The 13,900-nt window shown below is 55.4% G+C and carries 7 protein-coding genes and 2 tRNA genes; 5 read left to right on the top strand and 4 right to left on the bottom strand.

What is annotated here, in order from left to right; all coding sequences use genetic code 11:
- Nucleotides 1-1,521 (top strand): hypothetical protein (locus VMJ32_09440; GenBank protein HTQ39240.1); only part of this gene is annotated, 1,521 nt, incomplete at its 5' end.
- A 167-nt stretch (nt 1,522-1,688) separates the two neighbouring features.
- A tRNA-Met gene (locus tag VMJ32_09435) sits at nt 1,689-1,762 on the top strand.
- Nucleotides 1,763-1,872: 110 nt separating this feature from the next.
- On the opposite strand, the gene VMJ32_09430 is transcribed toward VMJ32_09435, so the two are convergent.
- Together VMJ32_09430 and VMJ32_09425 are read right to left on the bottom strand one after the other, a co-directional pair.
- Entirely contained in the window at nt 1,873-3,102 is a 1,230-nt protein-coding gene (locus VMJ32_09430; protein ID HTQ39239.1) for a glycosyltransferase, read from the bottom strand.
- 259 nt (nt 3,103-3,361) lie between these two features.
- A complete protein-coding gene (locus tag VMJ32_09425; GenBank protein HTQ39238.1) occupies nt 3,362-3,772 on the bottom strand; it encodes a hypothetical protein in 411 nt (136 codons plus the stop codon).
- A 30-nt stretch (nt 3,773-3,802) separates the two neighbouring features.
- Between VMJ32_09425 and VMJ32_09420 the strand changes: the two genes are divergently transcribed.
- Complete coding sequence (locus tag VMJ32_09420; GenBank protein ID HTQ39237.1) at nt 3,803-4,858, top strand: hypothetical protein; 1,056 nt, start codon at nt 3,803-3,805, stop codon at nt 4,856-4,858.
- A 282-nt stretch (nt 4,859-5,140) separates the two neighbouring features.
- A tRNA-Pro gene (locus tag VMJ32_09415) sits at nt 5,141-5,216 on the top strand.
- 218 nt (nt 5,217-5,434) lie between these two features.
- Here the strand turns inward: VMJ32_09415 and VMJ32_09410 are convergent.
- Together VMJ32_09410 and VMJ32_09405 are read right to left on the bottom strand one after the other, a co-directional pair.
- On the bottom strand, nt 5,435-10,336 hold the full coding sequence (locus VMJ32_09410) for an SdrD B-like domain-containing protein (GenBank protein ID HTQ39236.1): 4,902 nt from the start codon (nt 10,334-10,336) through the stop codon (nt 5,435-5,437).
- Nucleotides 10,337-10,592: 256 nt separating this feature from the next.
- Nucleotides 10,593-11,351, bottom strand: a complete 759-nt coding sequence (locus tag VMJ32_09405; protein HTQ39235.1) for a hypothetical protein — start codon at nt 11,349-11,351, stop codon at nt 10,593-10,595.
- Nucleotides 11,352-11,836: 485 nt separating this feature from the next.
- Between VMJ32_09405 and VMJ32_09400 the strand changes: the two genes are divergently transcribed.
- Nucleotides 11,837-13,900 (top strand): autotransporter-associated beta strand repeat-containing protein (locus tag VMJ32_09400; protein HTQ39234.1); only part of this gene is annotated, 2,064 nt, incomplete at its 3' end.

Genomic DNA, 13,900 nt, shown 5'->3' with positions numbered 1-13,900 from the left:
GCCACCATGAAAGATGGCCGAAAGTTGATTGGTGAACTCGGTCAACTTGGTCCGCCGCAGGTTTATTTCCGCGCGCACAACTTGCTGTGCACGGGTGATGGCACGCCGGCGTTGAAATGGGGCTCGACCGGCGCCTACCGCGAAAATGCCGACGGTAAATCGCAATACGATTGGACAATTCTGGATCACATTTTCGACACCTATCTGGAACGCAACGTCCGGCCGTACGTGGAAATCGGCTTCATGCCCGAAGCGATTTCGACTCACCCGGAGCCATATCAGCATCATTGGGATCCGACCGCCAAATATAATGACATTTTCACAGGCTGGGCCTACCCACCGAAAGATTTCAGCAAGTGGAGCGAACTGGTTTTCCAGTGGGCCACGCATTGCGTGGAAAAATATGGCCGGGATGAAGTTAATCAATGGTATTGGGAAACGTGGAACGAACCGAACATCGGCTACTGGAAAGGGACGCCGCGACAATTCTTCGAGTTGCACGATCGCGCTGTGGATGCCGTGCGTCGAGCATTACCGACCGCCAAAGTGGGCGGGCCCGATTCAGCCGGCGGCGGCAACAAATTCCTCCGCGATTTTCTGGAACACTGCCTACGCGGCAACAATGCGGCCACCGGCGGCGTTGGCACGCCGATCGACTTCATTTCCTTTCACGCCAAAGGCTCTCCCACGTTTGTTGATGGCCACGTGCGAATGGGCATCGCCAACCAACTGCGCAATATCGACTCGGCATTCGCGATTATCGCTTCGTTCCCGGAATTGAAAGAAAAGCCAATCGTGATTGGCGAATCGGACCCCGACGGTTGCGCCGCCTGCCAAGGCCCGCAATTGGGTTACCGCAACGGCACCATGTATTCCAGCTACACCGCCGCCAGCTTCGCTCGCAAAATCGAGTTGGCCGAAAAACATGGTGTGAATTTGGAAGGAGCGCTGACCTGGGCGTTCGAGTTTGAAAATCAGCCGCTGTTTGCCGGTTTCCGCCAATTGGCGAGCGGCGGCATCGATTTGCCTGTGCTCAATGTGTTTCGCATGTTCAGCAAGATGAGTGGACAGCGTTTGACCGTGGATAGCGACGCTGCTGTGCCGTTGGCCGAGATGCTGAAAAACGGCGTCCGCGACTTGCCCGATGTTTCCGCGCTGGCTAGTTTGGACGCAAACAGGCTGTGTGTTATGGTGTGGCACTATCACGATGATGATTTGCCCGGGCCTGATGCTGATGTGCAACTGACATGTAGCGGCCTGCCCATCGCCACCGGCGAATCGCGCGTCCAGCAATTTCGCATCGACGCAGATCACAGCAACAGCTTTACCGCCTGGCAAAAAATGGGCTCGCCGCAACAGCCCACCGCCGAACAATACAGGACGCTAGAAAAAGCCGGCCAACTGGCGGAATTCGGCTTACCGGAAACCGTGCATGTGGAGAACGGCCAGGCGGTTTTGCACTTGACGCTGCCGCGTCAAGCCGTGGCGCTATTGGTGCTGCAATGGCTGGCGACGAAATAATCGAGCCGTGAAATAATCGTAGTTCGAAACCGCCGCTCCAACTGAAATTAGGCCTCGACTCCCGTGAGAAGAGTGGTATAATTGATGGCTTGCCACGGTGTGAAAACACTTCACGCTCGACATGGCTGCTGTGGGAGAATTGTCGAGTCGAGCGACTTCAAACATGACGCGGGGTGGAGCAGTCCGGTAGCTCGCGAGGCTCATAACCTCGAGGTCGTGGGTTCAAATCCCGCCCCCGCCACTCCTTCGCCCTCGGGCCGCCTGCGGTCCGAGGGCCTTTTTATTGGCTTAGACGCCGCTACATTTTTCAAATTAGGCGACGACCGGCTATCGCTGTGATTTGCTCATCGGTCATGCCGCTTGAATGGCTTGCGCTCCTTCCAGATGTTGCGCTGCGGCGGGTTCTTCCGCACAAATCTGTTCCAAAATGTCGGAAGTAATTCTCGCTCCGTCCAGATTGATGTCGTGCTGGAGAGTCGGCTTCTGAAGTTGCTCGACGACGGTAGTGGCCAGCCGCTCGGCAGTCAAATCGGCCGGGTCAATGGTCGTCGCTAAACCACGCTTGGCAAAACGCCGAGCACGCTGACCCTGATCGGACATTTGAAGGTTCGGAACCAAAATGGAACGGCATCGCGTTTCGAGGACATTGGTGCAGGTGTTATAGCCGGCGTGGCTGATCGACAAGTCGGCGGTCCGCATGCAATTCAGAAAGTCGGAACTGTATGGCAACAGACGAATGGAAGTATTGTCAGCGACCCGCCGCTGGAGAGCAGCTACGTCTTGTGCATGCGATGAAAGCGGCAGAAAGACCTGCAGCATGCGATCTCCAACCGCCTTTCGTGAGACCAACAGCTTCCAGCAGTCGATCGCGCAGTTCAGCAAGGCCATGTTTCCTGTACCGCCCGCGCTGACAATCACAGTTCCGCGGCGCTGATCCACCCGTCTCTTGTTTCGATTACGCTGTTGGGCGTCTCCGCGCTGCGAAACATACCCGGTATACTCCAGCGGAATATTGAATTTGCCAGCCACAGCGATCTGCTCTTCTAACCGCATCACTCGTGGGTCGGAATGCACTAGCAATTTGTCGAAGTACTCATCAAGGACTTGCAAGACTTCGCTTTCGTGTTGTTTGGTCTCTGGATCGAAGCGAGAGCTTCCCGGAATATCGCGAAATGAGCCGACAATTTTTACCCGTTTGTCGATGATCCGCGCATGCACAATCAAGGGGACAATCTCAGAAAACAACTCCCATCTTCGGAACGGAAAATGTTCGATCGTGATCACGTGGGGCCGAAACAGCTCTATCGCGGCCTTGAGAATTTGTAGCCGCTTTTCCATAACCACAGGAACCGACACGTCGGAATCAAAGGCGGCAATTCCGCGTTCACCACGACAGATGCGGGGCAACGAAAGCACTGTTACCTTGGCCGAAGTTATCTCGTGCGGCACGGGTCGTCCCCCGTCGACAAGATACACCTCATGGCGTCGGGCCAGCGATTTAGCGATTTCGCTGGTCCGGACAAAATGTCCAATGCCTGCCAAGTGCTGGCTGTAAAGAAAAAATCGGAATCCACGCGCCATATAATCTTCCTTGAAATCTCGGCGTCGGTTTAATACCGCGTTTGGAGCTTGGCGATTTTAGCTAGCACGATGTTCCTTGAGCCGCTTTCGGCCTATAGAACCGATCGTTAAATCGCCCGATCTAATATTCGTGATCCTTGCAAAAAGCCCGCAAATATTGAAGCAGGAACTGAATGCACGACATGATAGCCAAGACAGGCGATTTCGCCAATTCGAGTATTCTGCGTAATTGTATTCGTGAGGTTGTTCGCATACCTCATTATTCACTACGAATGCGGCCCGCCAAAGTCCCGATGATGAGTTGAACCTTGCTGCGGCCTGCTGCATTTCGGGCTATCACTATTGATTTGACCCCGAGAAGTGGTGGCATCGGCTCGCGGCGTGGATTCGCGCCGTTGATTTTGGCAAACCGTCGGTCGATAACCAAGAAGGGGGCTCTATCGTCTTCATCGATCCATCTCTGGTCGATGATTTCTGGAAGAATCCTACTGCCGTTTGCAATCACTTCGTCCGGCATGAGGTGACCAACGATGAGCATTCTCTGATGACCACGCAGCAATTCGTGGAAACGGAAGTTATTGCTCGTTGAGCGAAGCGGCGCCGGTGATGATTGACGGCTGTCCCAACGCCTAATCAGCTCAATTGGATTCTGACTGCGAGGAATGCCCACGTGCGCCAACGGTCTGCTCTGCGAAAATTCTTGAAAACTGGGGCAAAGCACCTGCATTTGGCCTGGCACGATTCATTACAAAACCGACTGTTTGCCCGTGCGGACCAACGCTTCCTTGTAGTGCGGCATCCGGGCAAGACACCGTTTTTCTACGATATTGTACTGCACTGGCTGGAACAAAACTTTCCCAAGGTGCGTGCGCTGTTCGAGCTGCACACCATTCCTTTTCGCATTCGCCCAAATTCTCGTTACCTACTGCAAATTCCTTGGTTGCAAGATCCGGTGCAGAATTGGTCACAAGCAGCTTATCGACAGGCTAACGAATTGGCAGCCCAGTGCGATATGCTGGGGATTCCGGTGATCAATCGCGTCGATCGGCTCACGAGCGCTGCGAAGTCAACAGGTGCGCGGCTGATCGGCAGCGTCGGCATTCGCACTCCTAAAACAGCGCTGATTCACGATGTGCTGGAGTTCCGTGAAACGCACGGTGGTCTGGAGCTGCCGCTACTTGTGCGCGAGAACTGGGGACATGGCGGCCTGGTGTGCCGCGCCAATACGCGCGCCGAGTTCCAACAACTGCCGCTGGAGCAATTTACCCGCCCTGTAGCCATCGAGTTGATCGAGGTGCAAAGTCAGCACGATGGACTATATCGTAAATATCGCTATATTGCCGCAGGCGATTGGGGCATTCCCCAAAGCATGCATGTCAGCAAAGGATGGAAGGTCAAGGGAACAGAGTCCATCGAAACGGCTGCACTGCGCGACGAAGAAATAACGTATACCAATCTCGCCGATCCAAATCACGAACTACTACAGACAGCCCGAAAGGCTTTGGGTCTGGATTTCGTCGCCTTTGATTACAGCTACGATCGGGAGGGTCGAATGGTAGTGTGGGAAGCCAATCCTTATCCGTATATCCATTTCCCCAGCAACCGGCGGAGTTATCGACAGCCGGCTATCATCCGCACCCTGGCAGGAATGATAAACCTTTATCTCCGGCGCGCAGCGCTAGCCGTGCCGCGGGAGATAAACGATCTCTTGGAAACTCTCCCCTCTGCAAGTCTTCCTGCGCGGATTGCAGCCTGATTTGCCACAGGTGAAATGCATTGCTTTTGAACCGCCTTTTGGCAACTGGTGGTTTCTGGTTGATGCCACGCAGCTCTGGAAATCTTCGAGACTTGCAGATTGCAGGCGTCGCGAGCAAGATCGTCCGCGGTCGAATCTAGACAGTGTGCAGGGGTGGCGTTAAGATAGCCCTCTGCCATGGAACCACGGAAGTCGTGAAATCCACCAAAACTACCCCACTCGGTGGAATTGTGGAGTCGATTCTCAAAGGTAGAAACGACGGAAGAATCAGAAATTAGATCGCGGGGCGTGGCGCAGCCTGGATTAGCGCGCTTGCTTGGGGTGCAAGAGGTCAGGAGTTCAAATCTCCTCGCCCCGACTTAAACTTTACGACGGCTACCTTCAGCATTTACAACAGTTGGTGCAGCAGAAAAATCAAACTCGCATCGCATTGCAACCCGGAGCAAGGTGTGCCAGCCTTGCAGCACTGGAGTACAAGAGATTGAAGCAGCCGCTCTACCGTCGCGCTGCGTCCGGATTTTTCCAAGGTCAGCGCGTTCGTCTTGCGATTCGCGATGACCGCACACAGGCGTGACCTCACGCTTTGGGACTGGCCGCGGTGGCGCTGGAATGATCGGCGACTGAATCGTCCGCAACAACCGAATCGACGGCGCCGGCATTGACACGGGCCAGCGTCCAATCCTGGTCCGAGGAGCCGTTCAAGTAGTCAACTGCTTGATCGTCAAATAACGTATCATCGCTGACCGAGTAATTGTCGCTCTGAAGCGTCACGCTGTCGGCGCCTTCGAAGATGCTCTGCATGCCCGGCGCGAAGTCGCCAGTAGAGTTCCAATCGGCGAAGATCGCTTGCAATGCCGCCGAATTGCCCTCCAGCGCCGTCCTGCCAGCGAACGATAGATCCGTTCCGGTGGCAAACGCATCGTCCCGGCCACTGCTCAATGTCCCAAAGCCGCTCATGTAGTCTCCCGAGAAGCTGGAATAGGCGGGGCCTAGTGTCGCATCGCGGACGACATCGGTCATTGAAATGGAAGAGGAGTTCGGCTCGATAACAGGGAAAATTGCTGACCCTGTGGCCCGGCTCGAATTACTTGGCACGGCCGTTGCCAACTCCGGCTGCATTCCGGAAAACTCTCCCAGGCCCGACATTGACGTACCCGCCAATTCGGAATTGAAAACAGCGACAGCGTTCGCTAGACCTTCCGATCCGGCTAGACTGCCACCATCGAACGTGGAGGCATACACGAGTCCGGAGCCGCTCATCATTTGCTGGCCAGCCGCACTGCTGCTCATCGGCGCACCGTTGTAGGCAACCAAGTCTGTGACCAGCAAGTTTGCGACAGGAGTTCCCAAGCCGGTCACCAGATTGTAGCCAGCCTGTGCACTGTAACCGTTGTTGCCGCTGGCGATGTTGTTGTAATCGCTCTGTGAGGCGCTGTAGAGGGCCGTTTGGGCCTCGCTGGAACCGGCAGAGCCGAGGGTATCTTTCCCCGCTGACACTCGTCCTTGGTCGGCCAGCGCCACCAAGGCTGCCCAGGCCGGAGCTGACAAACTGGTGCCACCTACGATGGCCCACGGATTGTCGCTGGGGAGATTGTACGTATCGGCAATCCACACGCCCGTGGACGGATCGGCTACAAAGGAAACGTCGGGCGTCGTCCGGAAGCCTGTGGTCTGGACTCCGTCCTGGAAAGTAGGCTCGTTCTCAAATTGGCTGACGCCGCCGCCAGAGCCAAGGAATGTTCCCGAGCCGTCGCTCGCATAAGCGCCCCAGCCCGATTCATTGCTGTAAGAGTTGTCCGAGTTGATCTGCAGCGAGGTGCCACCAACCGCCACGACATTGGGCGAGAAGGAAGGATACTGCGGGATGGCTGCTCCGTAGTCTCCAGTGCTGGCCACGAATGTCACCCCTTGATGGCCGGCTGGTGTCGTTAAGTAACTGTCGTACATGGCCTCGTCTTGGGCCACAACCGACAGACCTTCCACAAAGCCCCAGCTCATGGATACGACCGACACTCCGGGCAGGTTAGCGGCCGTCTTCACACTGGACATCAGATCGTCGACCGACGCACTATTGGCCTCGACCAGGATGATTTGGGCTCCCGGCGCCACGGCATGAGCCCATTCCACGTCGAGCGTTTCTTCCATTTCCCAGTTCGAAATGCCGCTGCCGCTCGGATCGGCGCCTGGCAGCGAGCTAGGATCGCCGTCCTGGCCTACCACCGTCAAGAACGATGTTGCCGGGCCATACTGGTCGTAGAGTGATGGTCCGGAAGATGTCGTTCCGAATTGTGTATCGAATGTATCCACGGCCTGGACAATGTTCGGGTCGTCATAGGCATCGACAATCGCGATGGTCTGACCACTGCCATCCAGGCTAAGTTTGGAAATGCCGTAAGCGGCCCGGATTTGAGCTGGCGTATACGCCAGCCCACTGTTGTCTAAGGTTGCATTCTTCACATTACCGGTTGCGTTGATGCTGCTGAAGATCGAGCTGGCTCCCGAGCTCACTGACGACCCGGCGTTGGTATTGGCATTGAGGTACGACAGGAGTTGCATTACGGTCAACGTGGTATTGTTGGCAACGCCAAAGGCCGCGCCGTTGCTCCCCACGTTGACGGTATCCATGGCCGAACCGTACAGAGACGTGGTAAGGCCTACGGTGCTCTTGGCATAACTGGCGCCGGTGGAGCCTTCCAGACCGATGCTGGTGGCGTACACCGACAGGGCCGCAGAGAACACCTGCTGATCGCCGCCGCTGAACTTGGAATATGCGGCTGCCACTTGGGTCGTGGTAAAATAGGTTCCGTTGGAATTCACCAATGAATGGCTGCCGGCGCCGGCGCCGTACAAATTCGGGAAGCTGGTCGCAAGCCACTGGGCTAAATCGGTAGAGTTAGCTCCACTGTCGAACTTTTTGATCAGGTTCTGGCCGTTCGTGCTGCTCCAAAGGGCAGTCGTACCAAAGTCCCCGGAGGCAACCGTCTTGGTTTTGAGCGTGCCAGTACCGTCGTTGTCGGCGCTGAGCAGCCGGCTTTGCGCCGAATAGAAAATATTGCTGCTGTCGGGACCGTAGGGATTGCCGTTGCAATCCGTCGGCGGCCCCAATTCGTTGATTGCCGAGCCACAAACGAAGTCGATCTGATAATCGCAGTTCGGGATAAGCACTGTCAGCGTGTAGGTCCCGTTGGCCGCGAACGTGCCGGTCGCCTCGTCAAAAATCTGCTGCTGGTAGGCCGTCGTGCTGTCGAACGCCGGTCCCGGCGCAATATAGCTCACCAACGTGAGTGTGTCGGCCATGTTGCCGGTTGTGAAGGTAACGGTAACGGTGTCCCCTTGGTCGGTGTTGCCTCGGAGGTCACTGACTGTCTTGGAACAACTGCTATTCGTAACGCTAAAGCTGTAGCACTTGGGCGTACAAGTGGGGATCAAAAAGTCATCAAAGTCGTAGCCCGTGTAGCTTTGGCTGCAATGCACTACGACGGTGTAGTAGGTGTTTCCCGCCGAGCCATTTGGCCCGCCATCGGTCTGGATATAACCGGACGGCACCACTTCCTGAACAAAGTACGTTCCCGGCGCGAGGTTGCTAAAGCTGTAGGTGCCATTGGATGCCGTGGTGGTCGTAGCAACCGCGCTGCCATCGGCACTGGTCAACACGCCATCGTTGTTAGCATCCTTATATAGCTTGATAGTGACGCCGCCCAAACCTGGATCGTCGCTTGAGCATCCGTTGCCCGTCAGGTCGTTGTATTTGGTGCCGCTGATCGTAATGTTATTCGGAGCATTGTCGAAATTCTTGCCGGTATAGCTGGCGCCGCTGGTGGCGCTAATGCTGTAGCCACCCACACCGCCGGTCTGGGTGTAGCCGGCCGGCACCACTTCCTGCACGCTGTACGTGCCCGGACCCAAATTCGTGAAGCTGTACGTGCCGTTGCTGGCCGTCACGGTGGAAGCCACCGGGCTGGAGCCGCCATTTTTGTATAGATTGATCGTCACACCACCCAGGACGGTGTCGTCGCTGCTAAAGCCGTTGCCCGTAATGTCCTTATACTTTGTCCCGCTAATGCTGATGTTCTGGAAATCGTCAAAATTCTTCCCCGTGCAATTACCGCCGCTAGTCGCGCTAATGCTGTAGCCTCCCACGCCGCCGGTTTGCGTCCAGCCGGCCGGCACCACTTCCTGCACGCTGTACGTGCCCGGTCCCAGGTTGGTAAAGCTGTACGTTCCGTTGCTGGCCGTCATGGTGGAAGCCACCGGCGTGCTGCCGCCATTCAAGAACAAATCAATCGTCACGCCCCCCAGGCCGGTGTCGTCGCTGCTAAAGCCGTTGCCGGTGAGATCGGTGAACTTCGTCCCGCTAATGTTGATGTTCTGGAAGTCATCGAAGTTGTTCCCCGTCGAATTCGTCCCGCTGGTGGCGCTAATGCTGTAGCCGGCATTGCCGCCGGTCTGCGTGTAGCCGGCCGGCACCACTTCTTGCACGCTATAAGAGCCCGGACCCAAATTTGTAAAGCTGTACGTTCCGTTGCTGGCCGTCATGGTGGAAGCCACCGGGCTGGAGCCGCCATTTTTGTACAGATTGATCGTCACGCCCCCCAGGCCCGTATCATCACTGCTAAATCCATTGCCGGTGAGGTCGGTGAACTTCGTCCCGCTAATGTTGATGTTCTGGAAGTCGTCGAAGTTGTTCCCCGTCGATGTGCTTCCAGCGGTAACATTCACGGTATAAGTGCCGCCGCCGGTTTGTGTGTAGCCGCTCGGCACAGACTCTTGGACAAAATAAGTGCCGGGCAACAAATTATTAAAGCTGTACGTGCCATCCCCGGCAGTGGTAGTCGTGGCAATGGCTGGTCCGTCGCCGGCAGTGAGCGTGCCACTTTGATCTAGGTCATAATACAAATTAACTGTCACGCCCCCCAGCGGCGTATCATCGCTGGAAAAACCATCGCCCGTGATGTCGGTATATTTCGTTCCAGCGATGTTTCCCGTGGCAAGCGGAATTGTTCCTATGGTGCCCTTAGCTCCGGTATGAAAGTTAGTCGTAAAATCCGTGAAAGGCACACTGTTGGTCGTGCTTTCGCTGGCTTCCGTAATTCCCACATCCTGGCCGGCATACATCGAAAACAGCGTTCCTCCAAGCGGAATGGCAACAAAATCGAACGCGCTGTTGCCGCCACCCGTGTTCGCATAGCCAAATTCGATAATCTTGCCGGTCAACAGCGTGCCGCTCAGCGACGGGTTCGCCGGAATGTTTCCCGTCACCGTGAAATCGACCAATTGCCCATCGTTGATGAGTTTCCCCGAATTATCGACGTCGATTTGAATCGATACGTTACGCGGCGAGGTAATCGGCTGGATCGGCGAGGAGGCGCTAGACTTAAACGACAGCGGCGAACCCGTCATACTAAAAACATTCGTCGAAGCGTTGTAATCGACGACGCCCGTACTATCGAACTGCACGATCGGGAACGATGGAGACACGCCCAACAATGTTAATAACCGACGATCTTCCAACGGTTCAACGAGTGGACGCCGAGCGCGTGATAATCGGGATGATGAAATGTGCCGCCGATTTCGTAGCGATGTAGAAACACGTTCAGCCCGACGGAAGGACATGGCCCAGCCCCCGATAGAAGAAGGTTTGGAATGAAAGACAGATAAAGACGAAATGCAATTACGGGTAAATCAAGCTGTATATTCAAAGGGTGGCATTTGGCCCCATCGCTTCCATAGCTGTTTAGCCCCGAGGGCCCCAGCAAAGCATTCTCGTCCCACAAAGAATTCGATACCTAGCGATCAATACCACAATCCCAAGACATCCAAGCGTCGTGAGTGTAGCGGGTTCTGGCGTGGGCGTGGGCGTGGGCGCGGCATAGGTATCCGTTTGGGCACTATAGCCAGTGCTACCAAAAGACGTCGCGAAAGTCCCGTTGGTCGTAAACGATCCGCCGTTGGAATGCAAATTCACTGCTGTCATATTCACAGCAATCGATGGAAAGTACGATGCCAAGTCTCCGCTCGTCGTATTGAAAATGAATTGGAAATGCTCCGAACTCTGATCGGCCATTGCATCGGCCGGTAATGCAAACCCGAATTGCGAAATCGTTCCAGTCAACAGGTTCCCAGCACTTCCGCCATAAGCATCACCGCTTATAGACATTGTGCCGTTGAGAGGATTACCGTTTGAAGGATCAATCGTCACCTGCAACGAAAGATCGCCCGTTCCATCAAGTTCTTCATTACCGTCATTGATCCATGCGTCATAGTCGAACAGACTGGTCGCGCTGATCACATGCGTCGACCCGTTATAGCTAACCGATAGGCTAAAGTTTGTAATGTCAATGTTCGTGTGCGACTCCGACCCGCCAGGAGCGTCCGGAAAGCCTGCAATGAATTCTGCCCACGCGGCCGCCGGCCATGCCAACATCAAGGCCAAACTAGCCAACAACACGCCCCATCCAAGCAGGCCAATATGGCCAATCTTTGTTTGTCTCACGAGCCTTGCCTCGCAGATCGGTTGATAATTAAAAATAGCCAGTCCAGGTCTTTCAATACTCCCGGCCGCATTGCAGGGGACTACAGCAATACATCTCGAGGCACCGGACCCGACTTTCTGGTAGTGTTACACATGATACCAAAGGGTGGGGGCAACGCAAGGATTTTTTTTGGGATTCCTTTGGCGGTTTTTAATTCAGTGATTTTTTCAACCTGCAAACCGGGTATATGCACAATGGCCCTCCCTTAAAATTCAAATCTCAGCCCGAATTGGTCTAATTTCGAAAAAATCCTGGCTTTATTTTGAGTCCCTGGTTATAGTACTTGGTAATTCTGCACACCGGAGGGGGTCGGTGATGCTGCGCCATCTTTCCTCGTCTTGCTACTGGACGAAAAGTGGCACGGGGAACATTCGGCCTCCGCCGCAAAACAGAGGGGACTCTCCGCGAAGGCACCATTAATTTATAACGAGGAAATAGTATGTGCATGCGTAAGACAAAATTGTCGAAACCCGGAATTTCATTCTTGGCAATGGGGACCGTGGGCATTGCACTCTCGTTCACGCTTTTGAGCGCTCTGGCCCGCGCCGACGTATTCGAAAACAGCGGCGGCGCCGATTTAAGCCAGGCTGCCAATTGGTATGATCTCACTCTGGGTGCGCCGGCTGCAAACGCGCCCACCGCTACTGATATTGCTCAGTGGGATAGCCTCAGCGCGGGCGGTTCGTTCATTTTGAACGGCACGCCCCCGACCACCACTAGCTGGTTGGGAATCGTCGTTGTAAATCCCACCGCAGCGGTCACCATCGGCGGCACCTCCGACGACACCAACACGTTGGATTTAGGGGCCTCAGGCATCGACATGTCGGCGGCCACGCAAAATCTGACGCTCAATGACCTGCTGGTGCTAACTGCCAGTCAAACTTGGAACGTGGCTAGCGGGCGGACGCTTACCATTGTTGATTTTACGGGGACTGGCGAGACGGGAATCACAACTAGTCTTGGTGGCAACACGCTAACGATTGCCGGTGCTGGCAACACCGTGTTTGGCACCACCAGCACTACATCGGTGGCAACCGCCAATAACAACAGCATTCTCGGCAGCGGATCGATTGTTAAGAACGGGACCGGCACGTTGACTATTTCGTCAGCCGGGAACACCATTAGCAACACGACCGTGAATAACGGCACTTTGAGCATTAACATGCCGGGGGCTTCAACCAGCACTCAAGGTACCGCTGTCAGTGTCCCCGTCGGAAACGTGTACACCGGCGGTGGTACGATTTCGGTCATTGGCGGTCCAAGATTGAGCGGCAGTAACGGAAGCTATGCCTACGTGGAATCGATAGGCACTTTGAATGCCGTGGCTGGAGATACCAGCTTCCTGGAATCGAGAGGGTCGAGCGCTCGCACCATCGTTCAGTCTAGCAGTACTCAGGGGACACGAGCGGTCGGGGGGACGGTAAACTTCACAGACGCTATTACAAGTAGTACAGGGGCCAATACATCCAACAATGGCGGCTACCGCTTGCCGACCGGTTTTAATGTCAATGGCGTAGTTCCGTGGATCTCGTATACCACGACGACGGCCGGCAATTCGCCCGGCGGATCACTGATTCCCAATAATCCGGTTACTCAAAGTTGGTTTGTAGCAGCGGGCACCAGCGGCAACGGGACAGCGTATGCGGCTTACACCAATAGCAACGATACCTCGCTGGGCACGTCGGCCCAAAATGTTGACGTGGTCAACGGCACCAGCACCAACAATGCCAACATCACGGGCCTGGGGGCTGTAACGGTCAATACCCTGCGGTTCAATAGCGGCAACAGCCATCAAATTATTATGGGCAACTCCGATTCGCTCACCGTGGGCGCCGGCGGTATTTTGGTGACCGGCAGCTATGCCAATCATAAGGGAACCATTACCGGCGGCACGCTGGAAGGGGGTAATCCGGGCAGCGGCTCGGGCAACGATTTGATGATTATCGACTACGCCGATCCGAACGCCGGCTCGAACGCACTGTTCGAAATTGACTCGGCGATTATCGACAACACCACGAATGGCAACGCGCTGGGCACAGCCACCGCACTGACCAAAAGCGGCACCGGAACCTTGGTGCTGACCAGCGCCAACAGCAGCTATACCGGAAACACTTATTTGAACGACGGCATTACGAAAATCTCGGCCGAAGGCGCCACGACGGGCAGCCTGGGCGCGGTGCCGGGTTCGGCGGTGGCCAATAACATTACGTTTACCGGCGGCACATTGCAATTGGGAGCCGGCATCAATCTAAATTCCAATCGCGGCATTACCTTAAACGACAAAGGGGGCACGTTCGACACCAACGGCTTCAACAGCACGTATGGCGGCGCTATCGCAGGCACCGGCCCGTTCACCAAAGCCGGCGCTGGTTCGCTGCGATTGACCGGCACTTCCAGCATGTACAGCGGCAATACCATTGTGTCTGTCGGGACGTTGTCGGCGATGAACGGTAGCACCGGCTCTGCCACCGGCACCGGCAAAGTCACTGTCAATTCCGGCGCGTTTTTG

The sequence above is a fragment of the Pirellulales bacterium genome, assembly GCA_035499655.1.
GTDB lineage: Bacteria > Planctomycetota > Planctomycetia > Pirellulales > JADZDJ01 > DATJYL01.
The sequence above is the reverse complement of the archived record's forward strand: the minus strand, read 5'-3'. Positions and strand labels throughout refer to the sequence as shown.